We start from the raw sequence: 15,569 nt of genomic DNA, 5'->3' as shown, positions 1-15,569 counted from the left end.
ATCCAAATAGTTATATCATCTTAAGGATGCATTAGAGTTGCTTAAGGAAGGTAATGCTTAAAATTGTATCATGAAACTTCAAACACAGATACCTCTAAAAAAAGCTGAAAATCAGATTGATTATAGAAGTCAGCTAATGGTGTTGGGGTCTTGTTTTGCCAACAATATAGGAGACAAACTGGCTTACTATAAATTTCAAACCCTACAAAATCCGTTTGGAATTTTATTCCATCCATTGGCTATCGAAAACTTGATTTTTAGGGCTATTCATCAGAAGCAATACACAGGGGAAGAGGTATTTTTTTTGAATGAGCGCTGGCAGTGCTATGACGCGCATTCCGATTTGTCCTCTGTTACAAAAGAAGATTTAAGCGGTAGCTTAAACTCGGGCTTATTGCAAACGAAACTATATATAACCGAGGCTTCCCATATCTTTATTACTTTAGGGACAGCTTGGGCCTATCAATTGAAGGAAAATGGAAAAGAAGTCGCCAATTGCCATAAGGTGCCACAGTTGGCATTTAAGAAAGAACTACTTTCAATAGAAAAAATCGTACAAAGCTTGGAAGCTATTGTACGTCAAATTCAAACCATAAATACTAAGGCCAAGATTGTTTTTACAGTTTCCCCAGTGCGTCATTTAAAGGATGGATTTATAGAAAATCAACAAAGTAAGGCGCATTTGATCAGTGCAGTGCACCAAATAATAAAAAAAGCTAATGCCTTGTATTTCCCGAGTTATGAACTAATGATGGACGAACTTCGGGATTATCGCTTTTACGCGAATGATCTGGTGCATCCCAATGACCTGGCGATTACCTATATCTGGGAAAAATTTAAAACGGTTTGGATTTCTGAAACTTCCTATAAGACTATGGATGAAGTATTAGCCATTCAAAAAGGATTACAGCACCGTCCATTTAATCTAGAATCGGAAAAGCATCAGGAATTCCTTAAGGCACTTGATCAAAAAATTACGTACCTTCAAAAGGAGTATCCTTTTATGAAATTCTGATTAAAATAGGGCAATTGCCCTATGGTTTTGTTTTCTATTTTATTGGAGTTTTGAGGGAAATAATTTAAACCTTAAACTTCATGAAATCAAAATTTAATTTTTTACACCTTACGATTTTTCTTTTTGCTATAAGCACTGTTCAGGCGCAACAATTGGGTGAATTTAAACCAAAAGATGATGGTTTTAAAGCCAATAAAATTGTTGATGGACCCAAGAAAATTTATATTTCCAGCTTTACTATAAATTTTGAAATTTATAAAGAGGCGGTCGATGAAAAAAAAGCAGGTGGATTTGGGCGAAGTATTAAAAATGCTTCCAAAGCAAAAGCGGCTGTTGGTCTATCGTCCTTGGATAAAGATGCAATTCAGGCAAAAACGGATCAATTGTACGCAGAGTTCATTGCTGATTTTAATAATAAGGGATATGAAATTATTTCGGCCGAAGAGGCCGGAAAATCGGATAGCTATAAAGGCTGGGAAAAGGCTGTTGGTCCAATGCTTTTTGAAACCGATATGACAGGGATTATTGCGGTTGTACCTACAGATTACGCTTATTACTATAAAGATAGAAATGCATTTTCTTCCAAATTGGGAGGATTTGATAAAACAGCTCAAAATTTATCCAGTGAATTGGGTGATGCCTTAATAGCCGATGTTGCATTGGTATATGTTTTTTCTTCCTTGGGTACAGATTGGAATATAGGCAATCAGGCCAAAGTGAAGCTTTTTGTAAATTATAGATTAGTGGATACGTATACCGTTACGGACGAAAATACATCTGCAGGACTTACGAGCATGTTCGATAAATCGAAACAGGCTGTGGGACTTGCCAGTTATGTGAATTTTACACGTGGAAAATTGAAAATTGGTGGTAGTCCAGAATCTCAATATTTAGGAGGCATGAAATCTGATTTGGAAATTGATGGCGTTTTGCAGAAAGAAAAGATTGCGGCCTATTCAACCCAAACCCAAGCAACGGCCACCTTATTGAATCCAATAGTTTCCATTAGAGGTGATAATTATAGCGAAACCACCAAATGGCTTAAACCAGATGGGGGAAAATACGCAGAAGGCATGTATTTGGCAGGTAAAAAACTACTTGAATACCATACCAGCGAAATATTTGGCAAGTAAAAACAAATTTTGATTGGGAGCTATTTATGGAAAGGTTCCAATAATGGCACTGATATAATGTTCAAGAAGCTTTGTCTTTCTTGGTATTAATGCCTTAACTAATACTTTGAAAAGTATGAACCCGTTCTTACATTTTTACTTCAATAAAAAAAGTCAGGATGGGTTCTATATTTAAAGCCAAAAGTATGCCTATTTTAATTTTAATTGTTCTATCTACCTTGGCCATCGCTTTTAGTGTAATTTTTTATTTTAAAAAGAGAAACCATGCCTTGAAAAACGCCCATAGAAATCTTGTAGGATATTATCTGGAAAGTATAGAGCATCATCGCGTAACCTATTCCAACAGGGAAAGTGGACTAAATGAATATAGTTTTATAACGTATAATTTAAAAGAAGCATTGCTGGAACAAAGTATAGTATAAATTAGAAATTTTTACGATAATTGTACTAATGAAAAGGCAAGGTCTAATTTTTTTGTTAGCAATACTAACGATATTAAAATGTTATGCTCAGCAAAAAAAGCTGGATAGTCTTTTGAGGGTTTCAACAACTCAAAATGGAGAACTCCTTGTTGGCACTTTGAACGAGATTTCCTGGCAATATAGAAACATACACTTGGACAGTGCATTGGTTTACGCAAGGACTGCGCTATTGGAAGCTAAAAAAACGAATAAAAAAAAACTATATGCATCGGCGTATAACTCTATAGCCAGTGCGTATCAGGCTAAAGCAGATTACGATAGTGCCATTTATTTCCACTCCAAAAGTCTTTCGATCAATTATTTAAAGGCGGATAGTATTGGTTTGGCCGATACCTATAATAATCTGGGGATTATAGAGGATGAGCGGGGAAATTTTGAAACTTCACTAGAGCATTATTTTAAGGCGCTGAGAATTTATGGAAATAATGCTACTGATCCAGGCCTAATGCCAATGGTATTGAGCAATATTGGCATCGTTTATAAAAAGCAGGGGGAATATGCTAAGGTGTTGGATTATTACCAACAAGCGCTTGAATTGTATAAAAAAAGTAAGAATACATTTGGGGTTACGGTAACTACCGGGAATATAGGCTCGGTAATGTTGCGCTTGAAAAGATTTGATGATGCCACAACTTATGCCCTGGATGCAGCTGAGGGGTATAAAAAATTAGGGTACCATAGATATGTGCCGTATATGTTGAACAATATTGCCGTAGCCGAAGATAGTTTGGGTCAATATGGGAAAGCCGAAAAAACCTATTTGCAGGCCATAGGAATGTTTATTACAGATAATAACGACTATGAACTGACCAATACTAGGATAGGTTTTGCAAAAAACCAATTGGGTTTTAAAAGATATGATATTGCAATAGCCCAATTGGATAAAGCTTTGGAAGTAGCCCAGCAAAAGGATTTTAAAGAATTTGAGGTGAATGCGTTACAATTACTATCAGAAGCTTATTATAAAAAAGGGTATATAGATCTCGCCTATACCACTTCTAAAGCCTTTATTATTAAAAAAGATAGCTTGTTTCAAATTGCCAAAACGAAGGCAATGCTTGAGTTGGAGGCAAAATATCAGGCAGAAAAAAAAGAGAAGGAACTGTCCGAACAGCAATTGCAATTGGTTGAAAACAAATTGGAGATCAACAAAAAAAATAATCTAATTTATGGTTTGCTTGCCGTGGCATTTTTACTGGGACTTATAGGCTATCTTTTTTATAGTCAACAGCGATTGAAGAACAGGCAGCTGTTAAAGGAAAACGAATTAAAAACAGCTTTGGTTCAAATAGAGACCCAAAATAGGTTGCAGGATCAAAGGTTAAGGATATCAAGGGACCTGCATGATAATATAGGCAGTCAATTAACTTTTATTATTTCATCAATAGACACCTTAAAGTATGGTTTAACTACTGGACAGGATAAAATAAAAAACAAATTAACCGAAATTGGGATGTTCACCAAAACCACGATCAATGAATTGCGCGATACGATCTGGGCAATGAACAAAGAGCACATCACTTTTGAAGACCTACAATATCGCCTGGACATCTTTATGGCATCCGTAACTAAATCTTCGGAACATATAAAATTAAATTTCACGGTAGATTCGGATATAGACCCAACCTATACTTTCACAGCCGAAGAAGGGGTAAATCTATATAGAATCATTCAGGAGGCTGTTAATAATGCCCTGAAATACGCTTATGTAAATAGTGAATTGGTAGAACACACTATGGCGGTTAGTATTCATAAAACTATAGATTATTTTCATGTAGAAGTCAACGATAACGGAGTAGGTTTTAATGTTTCTGAAGTTACGTTGGGGAATGGCCTGTCAAATATGCAAAAAAGAGCTGTGGAACTAAATAGTGAATTAAAGCTAACCTCAATGTTGGGCCAAGGAACTTCAGTTGATTTTTACATCCCTGTAAGAAAATAAGATATGAAAATTAAAGTAGCCATTGTAGACGATAATTCTTTTCTGTTAAAAGCAGTAGAGGATAAACTTGCTTTTTTTGAGGCCATAGTGGTGAAATGGAAAGCTGTAAACGGATTGCAATGCTTGGAAAAACTGGAGGAAAACTCCAATTTGGATCTTATCTTGATGGATGTAGAAATGCCTGTGTTAGGTGGAATTGAGGTAACCGAAAAAATAAAGGCGCAATACCCTCAGATTAAAATTGTAATGCTGACGGTTTTTGATAATGATGAGAATATTTTTAATGCAATAAAAGCAGGGGCTGACGGGTATCTACTAAAAGATGTTGATCCCGGGACCCTTTACAAAGGAATTTTGGATACACTAAACGGAGGAGCAGCAATGACCCCTACAGTAGCGTTAAGAACCCTTAAATTACTTAGAAACCCAATAGCTTTAAACAATATTGCCACCCAGGAAAAGGTCTTCCTGACAAATCGTGAGGTGGAAGTTTTGGAACAACTGGGTAAGGGCCTAAGTCATACTAAAATTGCAGAGAATCTTTTTTTATCACCCAGTACCGTGCGTAGGCATATTGAAAACATCTATACAAAACTTCAAGTGCACAGCAAATTGGAAGCCGTACAAAAAGCAAAACGCAATAATCTTATTTAAAAATTAGCATTATAATTCTTGATTATAACATATATTTAGTGGTATGAAAAGGTTTTTTGTTGGTGTTATAATTACGTTGGCCGTTGTTTTTATTTTTCGTTCCTGTTCGGAGGAGAAAGAAAAGAAGTCCATTTTAAAGGAGAATTCCATGCTCATTCAGGAGCAGATCAACAACGTTTCCAAATTGATCGTTACCGAAGGGCATTTTGCAGAAGTATACAATTATAAGGATTCCCAGCAATTATTTGGCCCTTTGATTACTGCTGATAAAAAGGCACTGGTGGTGGTAAATGCGGAGGTGACCGTGGCATATGACCTTAGTTTGGTAAAATTCGAAATTGATGAGGCTACCAAGACCCTTCGGATAATAAGTATCCCGGAACCTGAAATTAAGATAAACCCCGATTTTGAATATTACGATGTTACTGCAGACTATTTAAACCAGTTCAATGCCGAGGATTATAATAAAATTAAGCGGAATGTTAATGCATCCTTGTTGAAAAAAATAGAGGCTTCTACCTTAAAGTCCAATGCAGAGAACAGATTGCTAAGCGAGCTTTCCAAATTTTTGGTGCTTACCAATTCCATGGGTTGGACACTGACCTATGGGGATAGTAACATCCAAAATTTTGATGAATTAAAGGTGCTGAACTAAATTGGTTCGGAATAGAATTGTTGAACACTATTTCACATAGGCATTTGCCCACTTAATATAGTTCTCCCAGTCGTAGTCGGTAACATCATGCTTGCCTGTACGGATGTGGTAGGAAACGGTATTGTGGATAGGCTCATTTACCTTTGGCATTTCCATGGTTTCTATGCCTTCTTTATCGTATAGGTGGTAAACCTGCGTGGCATAATGAGCGGAAAGGAATTCGCCCCGGGGGTCTGCCCATTGGTCTTCTTGGGCGCTGGCCACATAAAGGGGTCTCGGCGCAATAAGTGCCAATAATTGATGTTGGTCTACCGGCAAGGCTTCTTCATTTTCGTTGTACTCATTGAAATTATCGCAAAACCAATGTGGGAACCTATCGTTTATAACCGCTAGGGTCTCTCCGAATTTTCTTTTGGACATGGCTGCGCCCCCGCAGCCCGAGTCGTTCGAAATTACCCCTGCAAACCTTTTATCCATGACCCCGGCCCAAAGCGATGTTTTGCCCAGTCGGGAATGGCCGAAGGCAATTACCTTGGAAGCATCTATGTCAGGATCTTTTTCAAAATAATCCACTGCCCTTACCATGCCCCAGCTCCAAGCTGCAATGCTGCCCCATTCGTCAGGCTTGGGATGATTCTGGTCTTGTTGATACAAGAGACTATGTATTCCGTCAGTGAAATCATTTTTATCCGGGTCTACTTCGCCATAGTAAATGGTAGCTAAGCCGTAACCGGCATCCAATATTTTTTCCACTGCCCAGCGATTTGTTCTTTTTCCCCTAGACACTTCGGTCAAGGTGTTGTTTTCGATTCCGAATGATTCATTGTTATTGGCCCAGGCCGATGAAATAAATACGGCCTTGTCTTCCGTGATCGTATGGTTGCCATAAAAATTATAGCCCAAAAAAACTGGCGCCTTCACTTTATTCTTCGGTAGATAAAGCAAAATGGTATATCTCAAGGTTTTGCCGTTGTTCTTAAAAGAAAGTTCTACCTGCTTGCGCTTGGCTTTTCCGTTAAAAGCATTGTCGTCCTGCTCTAATATGGTATAGGAGTCTATCTTAAGGGTCTTGGGAATCTTGCCGTATACATTGTTTTCAAAAAAATGAAATAGCTCCGGCCTTCTTGTTTTTTCCCATTTTTTAACGGTTTTGATTTTTTTTCCTTTAAAAGTCATTAACGGATCGGGCACCTCAAAGGAAGGGACCTTGCTTTCGTCATAATTGGTTTGGGATAGTAGAGGAGACATGGATAAAATAAAAAAGCAACACACAAAACAAGTTAAAGGCTTCATTTCAGATCTATTAAAGGTAGCAGCATAAATATAAGGAATCCAAATGAAACTAATGACCAAGCTTATGCTACCAAACTTTTATCTACCAATTCCAGTCCGTCGTCTATCAGATGGCCTAGTTGCGGTTTTTGGTGTTTAAGGGCTTCCAAGTGATATTTCAGTTCTTTAGCAAAACTTCCATCACCATTATTTTTTGCCAATTCGTACAATTCAACGGAAAGTAGCCAATCTTCTGGGTGGTTGGCTTTTATTTCCAGGAAAACCTTGTTTCTAGAGATGGTTACATTTTTACCTTCCCTAAATTCTCTGACTTGCTTGTAAAATTGCTCCAATTGTTTTCTTTGTTCTGTTTTGGCCGATTTTATGGTGGTGTCGGTTACTTTATGCGTAACCAAATCAAAACTCTTTAAATCCGCTGGACCATTGAACACGGAAACAATATTTTCCCCTACGGCCATATGGTATAAGCCTTGGCCCGGATGAAAGAGGATTTTATCATTATGGGTAACCGTGCAATTTGCCAAAGTAATCAGAATAATTTCTCCCTTTAGGTTTCTGGTACCCGTAATAATTTCCCCAGAAACTTTTATGTCTCCTATAAATTCAAGGTCTACCGCTTCGCCTTCATAGATATTATAGGCCTTTAAATCGCGGGGACTCATATCCTCTATTGCAAGATTTATACCTTTTAATTTTCCTATGGGCGAACCAAATCCATGGGGATGTTGCTTAATGCTGTGCCCTATCAATTCCTTTTCCCGGTAGGCAAGGGCCGTATTGCCTTTGGTCTGTAAATAGACCGGTTTTCCTTCATGGGCAATGGCACTCTCAAAATGCCCTGATACTTGTAGGCCAGTACTTAGCTCTACGGTACCCATTTCCTTGGAGTTGATAAGCTTTTCCAAACCACTTAGGCCACCTTGTCTCAAGGACATGGTGTTGGCAAATTCCTCCAGCACTTGGTTTAGATAGGCGAAATCTGGAGTAACAAATAGTTGTGGCTGTGGTTGGGTTATATCGAAGGAAGTATGTGCTGCTTCTAGGGAATACGGAATTTTTTTGACCTTATCGGTCATACACCAGGCACTTTCCCCAATAGAGGATAGTAAACCCGCACCGTATATTTTTGGTCGGTCCACAGTACCTATCAGCCCGTATTCCACGGTCCACCAATGAAGATTTCGGATCAGGGCCATTTCACTGGGTTCGCCCATATTTAATTGCAGTTCTTCGATTTTCTTTTGGGCCTTATCTATGTCCTCTAGGGGAGTGCCTTCGGCCTCCTTTATAATGGACAGATGTCTTACGGCTTCGTATAGTTCGTAATCCTTGGCACTGGAAATGGCCTTGGACCCTATCTCCCCAAACCTGCGCAGGTATTCCGCATATTCGGGATTGGCTATGATTGGGGCATGCCCAGCTCCTTCATGTATAATATCGGGTGCAGGGGTATATTCAATGTGCTCCAATTGCCGAATATCCGATGCTATTACCAAAACATTGTAAGCCTGGAATTCCATAAAGGCAGAAGGAGGAATAAAACCATCCACGGCCACGGCCGCCCACCCTATTTCCTTTAAAATACGGTTCATGCCGTACATATTGGGAATATAATCTATGGAAATCCCCGTTTTGTTTAGGCCTTCCAAATAACTTTTATGGGCCACCTTACTTAAATAGTCTACATTTTTTCGCATTACGTATCGCCATACCGCCTGATCTATAGGGGAATAATCCTCATAATTCTGTGGTTTAATATATTGCTTCAAATGCTCGGGAAGCTTATCCAAAATGAAATTGCTTTCAAAAGACATAGTTTGTGTTTTATTCCTTTTAAAGATACAAAATGCGCCCATGTCCCCCAAGAACCACCTTTTATAATTATATAGCTAAAGAAAGCAAAAGGGCACTTTTAAGACAACATATTTTTGGAAGGGGATCAAAAAAAATTCCCTTCCTTAATGGGAAGGGAATTAGGGAGAATTTATTCTAAAAAATAACCTAAATATGCTTTAGGTAATGGATATTTTTAAAGGCAAAATATTTAATTCATAGCTGATCCGGGAGGATAAGCTTCCAATATTTCAGAAACGAATTCTTTTATCCTTTTCTCTTTCTTTTCCATATTTCTAATGTTGTTCAAGGTGCCAACGCCCCTTCCTTGCCAAACCAGTTCTTTGTTCTTGGCATCTATGATGTCTATATATAAAGAGCCTTCGGTCCTTGTGCTAACATTGTTTCCTCCGTAATATGGAGATCCCCAGTAAAATGGAGACCAGCCCCATCCATAAAAGCCTGCGCCCCAATAATTGTTGTACACATCCACCTGTTGTTTTTCCTTGGTAAATATGCTTAATAACATATCGGGATTTTCAGATTTTACATAACCTCTAGAGCTCATTTCAGTATCAATGGCCTTAAGTATTCTCTTTTTGTCCAAATCCGAAATCTGGGCCTTGTCTATCCCAGTTTTATAAAAGGCATAGGTTTTGAACGAATTAAAATTTGCTTCTTTATCATAATCCGATAATACACGTACCGATGTGCAGGAACTGGCGAAGAACAATACCAAGATCGGGACGACTAAAAATTTAATCTTTTTCATAGCTATTATATTTGAATTAGTACTTGTGATATTCAATGTAAACAAACTCAAAAATCATGCCGAATACCTTATTTATGGCGCTGTGCGTTCGTTTTTTGATTATAGCCGTAGGGACAATGTCTGCAGCCACTTTCACAACAATATCCCCTTTTTAGATGATATTGTTTTGTAAAAACTTTGTATCCGTCTTCTGAAAGGTAAAAATCCCCTTCCTCCAGTGGTATAAATTTCTTCATTGATGTAAATTTATGGGATTTATACCAAATAATTTAAGCTGGTCAATCAAGTTGGGGTCGATTTAACAAAGTTTAGCATACTTTTTGTATTTGAACCTATTTTGTTCGTAGTAAGTCGATTATGAAAAGATTTTATGAAATGCCCTTTTATCTTTGATATGCGTGATATTTATCCGATAGAATGATTTTAGTTTTTAAACATGTATTTTACAAGAACTATGTGGGACTGTCCTTTTGGCCCTTCATTATTTTGAAGAACTCTTCTTTAAAAAAGGATGCTACGCTACTTAATCACGAAAAAATACATCTAAGGCAACAACGGGAATTATTGATTGTTCCATTTTATTTTTTGTATTTATTGGAAGGCATTATTAGATACCTAATATATTTTGATGCTTATAAGGCCTACCAGAATATCAGCTTTGAAAGGGAGGCCTACGATAATGAAACTAATTTATATTATCTACAGGAGAGAAGGACTTTTAGTTTTATTAAATATCTTTGGGGCCAAAAGCCTTAGGCGTGCAGGGAATAAATCAGGAAGTAGACCTTTCTATTTTAAACAAAAAACAGATTACCCTAGTGGTAAAAAGGGAAGACCTGATACACCCGTTTATTTCCGGCAATAAATACCGAAAACTTAAGTACAATATTTTAGAGGCCAAACAAAGAGGCTTGGATACGATTTTAACTTTTGGTGGGGCCTATTCCAACCATATTGCCGCGACTGCCTATGCCGGAAATTTGTACGGGATTAAGACGATAGGGGTAATCAGGGGAGAGGAATTAAGTCGAAATTGGATGCTCAATCCAACGTTGGCGCAGGCCCATGGGCATGGAATGGATTTTAAGTTTATTTCAAGAGAGGCTTATAGGTGCAAGTCGGAATCTTCTTTTTTGGAATTATTGAACAAAGACTTGGGTCCTTATTATATGATTCCCGAGGGCGGTACTAATTTGCTTGCCGTTAAGGGTTGTGAAGAAATATTGACTCCGCAGGACAAGGATTTTGACGTCCTATGTTCAAGTGTTGGAACGGGTGGAACCTTGGCCGGGATTATCAATTCTTCACTTCATTATCAGAGTGTTATAGGCTTTCCTTCACTAAAAGGTGATTTTTTAAAAAAAGATATTCGTAATTTTACGGCCAAAGAAAACTGGGAAATCAATACCGATTATCATTTTGGGGGTTATGCCAAAGTTTCTGAAGCGCTTATAGAGTTTATTAATTATTTTAAAGAAAAGACCAATATTCCTACAGATCCCGTTTATACAGGGAAGCTTTTGTATGGTATTTTGGATTTGGTAAAAAATGATTATTTTAAACCAGGAACCAAAATTTTGGCGATACACAGTGGTGGTCTACAGGGGATAGCAGGAATGAATTTAATTTTAAAAAAGAAGAATCTTCCATTAATAAAAGTATGATAAAAAGAATAGCGATAACAACAATATTGGGTTTGTTCCTAGTGAGTTGCGGTGTTAAAAAGAGAACCACTTATGCTAAAAAGCCGGATCCAAGGACTACTACAACTGCTACCAGGCCAGAGTCCAAACCGCTAAACGAATCCAAAAGTGAGATTGCTTATGCCTTACCTGAGGACAATGGCAAATTTGTAAAGTTCACGGTTAATACTACCGAGGAATATATAGAGACCTTTGCGGAAATAGCCCAATTTGAAATGAAGGCTTATGGCATACCTGCCAGCATTACCTTGGCTCAAGGCATCTTGGAAAGTGGCGCGGGTAGAGGTGTTCTTGGCGCCAAGACCAACAATCATTTCGGAATAAAATGTCATACAGGTTGGGAAGGGGATTATGATTTTCATGATGACGATGCAAAAGGCGAATGTTTTAGGAAGTATAACCATCCCATGTATTCCTTTAGGGACCACAGTGTATTCTTATCTTCCCGGGCCAGATATGCGTTTTTGTTCGATTTGGATCATGATGACTATAAAGGATGGGCCCATGGTTTAAAAGAGGCCGGTTATGCAACGGACCGTAAATATCCCCATAAATTGATCGCGCTTATAGAGCGTTATGAATTGGATAAGTATGACAGGACGGTTGTAAAGTCTGGCGCCATTGTAAAAAAGGAACCGAAACAGTACGAACATAAAATTCATGTGGTTCAAAAGGGAGATACCCTATATTCCATTTCTAAACGCTACTTTGTCTCCATCCCGGAATTGATGAAGTTGAACAATATGAACAATAGCAATTTGGCCGAGGGCCAAAAATTGACTGTTAAATCTGAAAAAATAAGATAATCTATGATTTATAGAAGAAGCAGTGCTTTATTTGCTGAGGCACAGCGTTATATTCCTGGAGGGGTAAATTCCCCTGTTAGGGCCTTTAAGGCCGTTGGAGGTAATCCTGTATTTGTGAAGGAGGCCAAAGGGGCATATTTGTACGATGAGGATGGTAACCGGCTTATAGATTACATCGCATCTTGGGGGCCGCTGATCTTAGGTCATGCCTATGCCCCCGTAATAGATGCGGTTATCGAGAAGGCCAAAAAGGGAACCTCGTTTGGAATGCCGACGGAAATAGAAACCCAATTGGCAAAGCTAGCGGTTTCCATGGTCCCCAATATTGATAAGATACGTTTTGTAAACAGTGGTACGGAAGCCTGTATGAGTGCTGTGCGTTTGGCCAGGGGATTCACAGGAAAGGACAAAATAATAAAATTCGCAGGATGCTATCACGGTCATTCGGATTCCTTTTTAATTCAAGCGGGAAGTGGAGCGGTTACCTTTGGTAGTCCTAATAGTCCCGGGGTAACCCAGGGCACTGCAAAGGATACCCTTTTGGCGGTTTATAATAATCTTGAAAGTGTAAAAGCCTTGGCTACCGCTAATAAAGGAGAAATTGCTGCCATAATTATTGAGCCCGTAGCCGGTAATATGGGATGTATTATTCCGGAAGAAAACTTTATTAAGGGATTGCGTGATCTTTGTGACCAGGAGGACATATTGCTAATTTTTGATGAGGTTATGACTGGATTCAGATTGGCAAAAGGGGGTGCCCAAGAAGTATTGGGGGTAGATGCCGATATCGTTACTTTTGGAAAGGTAATTGGAGGAGGATTGCCAGTTGGTGCTTTTGCGGCCAGAGAGGGGATCATGGGGCATTTGGCTCCGGATGGTCCAGTTTATCAAGCGGGAACATTGAGTGGTAACCCTTTGGCAATGAGTGCCGGACTGGCCATGTTGACCGAATTGAACAATAATCCAGAAGTTTTTAGGAGTTTGGCCGATAAGACCAAATACTTGGGGAAAGGAATGGCACAGGTATTGACCGATAACCATATTCCTTTTCAAATGAATAGGTTCGGCTCCATGATCTCGATACATTTTACAGAAGAACCAGTGGTAGATTTTGAATCTTCGGCCAAAGGCAACAATGCCGCTTTCAAGAAATATTTCCACGGTATGCTCAACCAGGGGATATACTTGCCACCAAGTGCGTTTGAGAGTTACTTCTTAAACGATGCCCTAAGTTATAAAGATTTGGATGAGACCATCGCTGCCCTCGCAAATATTGCCAAAGATCTTCATTGATCAATAAAAGTAAGAAGGCTAAATAGACAACAATATGCCTATTTAGCCTTCTTTATTCTATAGGGGAAAAAGTTTTATTTCTTTCCAGACCTTTTGTCATTGTCATCCATTCCCCTGCCTTTTCTATGACCTTCCCTGTTTTTTTTCATCTTCTCCCATTTCTCATATTGCTCCTTGTTCAATATTTTCTTCATCTCCTCTTTTTGGGCTATCTGATGATCCAGCATGGCTGTTTTCATGGCAAAACGTTCTTCAGAAGTTAATTTTTTAGCCTCACCGCTTTCTTTTTTTGCCTTCATTTCATTCATTTTCTCTGAACGCTTCACAGCATTTTCCAGGTTTAGACTTTGAATTTCCTTTTGTTGGGTATCTGTAAGGTCTAAGGCCAAGGTCATCTGCTTCGTTTGCAAGGTGGCAATTTGTTCAGGACTCATATCTTTCATATCGCCTCTGTGGCCTCTTTCTCGTTCCGGTTTTTGTGCAATGGCGCTTATACCGGCCATCAATACAACTAATACAACTAATTTTTTCATATTATTTACTATTTTGTATATAGGACAATACGTTATTAGATTGGTTTAACAGGAAAGCTGGTTTTAGGGCAATTTTAACAGATGGCCTAGGTGGATATGGGAAGTACAATTGTCATACCGACATAAATTATGGGATCCCTCTGGATTGCAATTAGAGGGGTCAGGAACAATTGTTGTGTTTATGTAAAATTAGGATTAATTTGATCACTCATGTTTTTTGAGCAATAGTTTTAATTAATAGGAGCAATCTAGAAAAACTAACGATTAAATAATTCTTTCATTTTCTTTGCTTGTCCAAAGAAAACGAAACAAAAGAAAAGACCCTTCTTCACTAGGTGGTCCCTAAAATCTCTGGATTTTAAGGACCGATGCCATGGCCTAAATTATTTCCAAGGCTTCAATAATTCTTAACGGCCATGCCATCTCCACGACGGAAGAAGAACGACCGAACCATAGACCTTGAGGGCAATGCCCAAAGGTATTTAATAATGGAAAATGACTTATTCCCACATGAAGGTTGACGGAACGAAAGGACCGGCCTATTTTCAATTTCGTCGTAAATCAAGTGGTTTCCACATTGGGTTCAGGTAGCTGTCCAAAGAGCATTTCACCATAGTGAAAGCGGCCTGGACGGCGCGGCTGTGGAAATTGCGTAGATTTAAAGAAATTTAAAATCAGCCTAGCGTTTTTTGGTTCGTTTTTTGGGCGATGCAAAAAATGAACAGAACACAAACTTGAGATAGTAAATTATATCTTTTTGTAATTCACATACAACTTTTGGGATTGATCCAATTAGAGGTATGAACCAAAAATAAAGGGCATAAACCTAGGTTTATACCCTTTTTCAAAACAAATTATTGGATTGTTGTTATTGTACGTTTATGAACTTATTTTCTGAGTTATCTGCCAAAGCTTCAATAGTAACTTTTGATTTATCTGTTGAGATCAGTTCTTTATTTGCTTCAGTATTGTCAGATAGATTATTGTAAACCAATGCTGACACCAAAAAACAAATAAAATATAAGAGACTTTTTATTTTGTAGGACATAGATTTGGGGTTTTTATTATACCTCTAAGATATATAATCTATTGCCTCCTAATTGGCCAATGTTGTGAAACCTATTTAAAGTTGTTGTAAAAAGACCAATAAATGTGGTTGTGAATTTTAAAAGAGTGCAGAAGTAGCCCTATTCCTGAATTTTTTCCAGTTTTGCCAACTTATTGTCAAGATCCAAATTATTGGATGGTAGCTCAATGATTTCGGCCGAATCCCTATTGTTTTTATTATTATATTCGGGCTCCAATGCATAGTACAAAACAGCCGAGGCTACAAAACAAACAAAATACAATAAACTTTTAATTTTATAGGACATAGATTGGGGGGTATTAAGAAAGGTCTGAAAGTAGGAAAAATATTAAATGCTGGAAAATAAATATTGTTAAATTTTACATTTA

At 38.1% G+C, this 15,569-nt stretch carries 16 protein-coding genes; 10 read left to right on the top strand and 6 right to left on the bottom strand.

Features of this window, described 5'->3' with window-relative positions; all coding sequences use genetic code 11:
* Positions 1 to 70 precede the first annotated feature (70 nt).
* The 6 genes from LV92_RS17485 (at position 71) to LV92_RS17460 (ending at position 5,881) form a co-directional block, all read left to right on the top strand.
* Complete coding sequence (locus tag LV92_RS17485; protein ID WP_111624902.1) at positions 71 to 1,015, top strand: GSCFA domain-containing protein; 945 nt, start codon at positions 71 to 73, stop codon at positions 1,013 to 1,015.
* Positions 1,016 to 1,095: 80 nt separating this feature from the next.
* Complete coding sequence (locus LV92_RS17480) at positions 1,096 to 2,148, top strand: hypothetical protein (RefSeq protein ID WP_111624901.1); 1,053 nt, start codon at positions 1,096 to 1,098, stop codon at positions 2,146 to 2,148.
* A gap of 158 nt (positions 2,149 to 2,306) precedes the next feature.
* Positions 2,307 to 2,570 (top strand): hypothetical protein, encoded by a 264-nt coding sequence (locus tag LV92_RS17475; protein WP_111624900.1) that lies wholly within the window; start codon positions 2,307 to 2,309, stop codon positions 2,568 to 2,570.
* 112 nt (positions 2,571 to 2,682) lie between these two features.
* On the top strand, positions 2,683 to 4,572 hold the full coding sequence (locus tag LV92_RS17470) for a tetratricopeptide repeat-containing sensor histidine kinase (protein ID WP_170126352.1): 1,890 nt from the start codon (positions 2,683 to 2,685) through the stop codon (positions 4,570 to 4,572).
* A 3-nt stretch (positions 4,573 to 4,575) separates the two neighbouring features.
* Entirely contained in the window at positions 4,576 to 5,226 is a 651-nt protein-coding gene (locus tag LV92_RS17465) for a response regulator (RefSeq protein ID WP_111624898.1), read from the top strand.
* Between the two features lie 43 nt (positions 5,227 to 5,269).
* Complete coding sequence (locus LV92_RS17460) at positions 5,270 to 5,881, top strand: DUF4230 domain-containing protein (RefSeq protein ID WP_111624897.1); 612 nt, start codon at positions 5,270 to 5,272, stop codon at positions 5,879 to 5,881.
* A 27-nt stretch (positions 5,882 to 5,908) separates the two neighbouring features.
* On the opposite strand, the gene LV92_RS17455 is transcribed toward LV92_RS17460, so the two are convergent.
* From LV92_RS17455 to LV92_RS21830, 4 genes are all read right to left on the bottom strand, one after another.
* Positions 5,909 to 7,129, bottom strand: a complete 1,221-nt coding sequence (locus LV92_RS17455; RefSeq protein ID WP_111624896.1) for a glucuronyl esterase domain-containing protein — start codon at positions 7,127 to 7,129, stop codon at positions 5,909 to 5,911.
* Positions 7,130 to 7,236: 107 nt separating this feature from the next.
* Complete coding sequence (locus LV92_RS17450; protein WP_111624895.1) at positions 7,237 to 8,988, bottom strand: aromatic amino acid hydroxylase; 1,752 nt, start codon at positions 8,986 to 8,988, stop codon at positions 7,237 to 7,239.
* 230 nt (positions 8,989 to 9,218) lie between these two features.
* Positions 9,219 to 9,779, bottom strand: coding sequence for a DUF4136 domain-containing protein (locus LV92_RS17445; RefSeq protein WP_111624894.1), 561 nt, complete (start codon positions 9,777 to 9,779; stop codon positions 9,219 to 9,221).
* Between the two features lie 68 nt (positions 9,780 to 9,847).
* Complete coding sequence (locus LV92_RS21830) at positions 9,848 to 10,015, bottom strand: DUF5522 domain-containing protein (RefSeq protein ID WP_170126351.1); 168 nt, start codon at positions 10,013 to 10,015, stop codon at positions 9,848 to 9,850.
* 181 nt (positions 10,016 to 10,196) lie between these two features.
* Between LV92_RS21830 and LV92_RS17440 the strand changes: the two genes are divergently transcribed.
* The 4 genes from LV92_RS17440 to hemL are packed head-to-tail and all read left to right on the top strand — an operon-like array spanning position 10,197 to position 13,581.
* Positions 10,197 to 10,535 carry a hypothetical protein gene (locus LV92_RS17440; protein WP_111624893.1) on the top strand — a complete coding sequence of 113 codons (339 nt, stop codon included), beginning with the start codon at positions 10,197 to 10,199 and terminating at the stop codon, positions 10,533 to 10,535.
* A gap of 2 nt (positions 10,536 to 10,537) precedes the next feature.
* A complete protein-coding gene (locus LV92_RS17435) occupies positions 10,538 to 11,443 on the top strand; it encodes a 1-aminocyclopropane-1-carboxylate deaminase/D-cysteine desulfhydrase (RefSeq protein ID WP_111624892.1) in 906 nt (301 codons plus the stop codon).
* Positions 11,440 to 12,288 (top strand): glucosaminidase domain-containing protein, encoded by an 849-nt coding sequence (locus LV92_RS17430; protein ID WP_111624891.1) that lies wholly within the window; start codon positions 11,440 to 11,442, stop codon positions 12,286 to 12,288. The genes LV92_RS17435 and LV92_RS17430 overlap by 4 nt, the downstream gene beginning before the upstream one ends.
* A gap of 3 nt (positions 12,289 to 12,291) precedes the next feature.
* Positions 12,292 to 13,581, top strand: a complete 1,290-nt coding sequence (hemL, locus tag LV92_RS17425; RefSeq protein ID WP_111624890.1) for a glutamate-1-semialdehyde 2,1-aminomutase — start codon at positions 12,292 to 12,294, stop codon at positions 13,579 to 13,581.
* A gap of 74 nt (positions 13,582 to 13,655) precedes the next feature.
* On the opposite strand, the gene LV92_RS17420 is transcribed toward hemL, so the two are convergent.
* Both LV92_RS17420 and LV92_RS17415 read right to left on the bottom strand, forming a co-directional pair.
* On the bottom strand, positions 13,656 to 14,114 hold the full coding sequence (locus tag LV92_RS17420) for a DUF4890 domain-containing protein (RefSeq protein ID WP_111624889.1): 459 nt from the start codon (positions 14,112 to 14,114) through the stop codon (positions 13,656 to 13,658).
* A 1,187-nt stretch (positions 14,115 to 15,301) separates the two neighbouring features.
* Positions 15,302 to 15,487 (bottom strand): hypothetical protein, encoded by a 186-nt coding sequence (locus tag LV92_RS17415; protein WP_111624888.1) that lies wholly within the window; start codon positions 15,485 to 15,487, stop codon positions 15,302 to 15,304.
* Positions 15,488 to 15,569: the final 82 nt, after the last annotated feature.

Origin of the sequence: Arenibacter echinorum (assembly GCF_003259375.1) — a bacterium.
GTDB classification, from domain to species: Bacteria; Bacteroidota; Bacteroidia; order Flavobacteriales; family Flavobacteriaceae; genus Arenibacter; species Arenibacter echinorum.
The sequence above is the reverse complement of the archived record's forward strand: the minus strand, read 5'-3'. Positions and strand labels throughout refer to the sequence as shown.

What these genes read in the sequence shown, in the direction of transcription:
- LV92_RS17485 (WP_111624902.1), top strand. Translation starts at nt 71, where the DNA reads ATGAAACTTCAAACACAGATACCTCTAAAAAAAGCTGAAAATCAGATT.
- LV92_RS17480 (WP_111624901.1), top strand. Translation starts at nt 1,096, where the DNA reads ATGAAATCAAAATTTAATTTTTTACACCTTACGATTTTTCTTTTTGCT.
- LV92_RS17475 (WP_111624900.1), top strand. Translation starts at nt 2,307, where the DNA reads ATGGGTTCTATATTTAAAGCCAAAAGTATGCCTATTTTAATTTTAATT.
- LV92_RS17465 (WP_111624898.1), top strand. Translation starts at nt 4,576, where the DNA reads ATGAAAATTAAAGTAGCCATTGTAGACGATAATTCTTTTCTGTTAAAA.
- LV92_RS17460 (WP_111624897.1), top strand. Translation starts at nt 5,270, where the DNA reads ATGAAAAGGTTTTTTGTTGGTGTTATAATTACGTTGGCCGTTGTTTTT.
- LV92_RS17455 (WP_111624896.1), bottom strand. Translation starts at nt 7,129, where the DNA reads ATGTCTCCTCTACTATCCCAAACCAATTATGACGAAAGCAAGGTCCCT.
- LV92_RS17450 (WP_111624895.1), bottom strand. Translation starts at nt 8,988, where the DNA reads ATGTCTTTTGAAAGCAATTTCATTTTGGATAAGCTTCCCGAGCATTTG.
- LV92_RS17445 (WP_111624894.1), bottom strand. Translation starts at nt 9,779, where the DNA reads ATGAAAAAGATTAAATTTTTAGTCGTCCCGATCTTGGTATTGTTCTTC.
- LV92_RS21830 (WP_170126351.1), bottom strand. Translation starts at nt 10,015, where the DNA reads ATGAAGAAATTTATACCACTGGAGGAAGGGGATTTTTACCTTTCAGAA.
- LV92_RS17440 (WP_111624893.1), top strand. Translation starts at nt 10,197, where the DNA reads ATGATTTTAGTTTTTAAACATGTATTTTACAAGAACTATGTGGGACTG.
- LV92_RS17430 (WP_111624891.1), top strand. Translation starts at nt 11,440, where the DNA reads ATGATAAAAAGAATAGCGATAACAACAATATTGGGTTTGTTCCTAGTG.
- hemL (WP_111624890.1), top strand. Translation starts at nt 12,292, where the DNA reads ATGATTTATAGAAGAAGCAGTGCTTTATTTGCTGAGGCACAGCGTTAT.
- LV92_RS17420 (WP_111624889.1), bottom strand. Translation starts at nt 14,114, where the DNA reads ATGAAAAAATTAGTTGTATTAGTTGTATTGATGGCCGGTATAAGCGCC.
- LV92_RS17415 (WP_111624888.1), bottom strand. Translation starts at nt 15,487, where the DNA reads ATGTCCTATAAAATTAAAAGTTTATTGTATTTTGTTTGTTTTGTAGCC.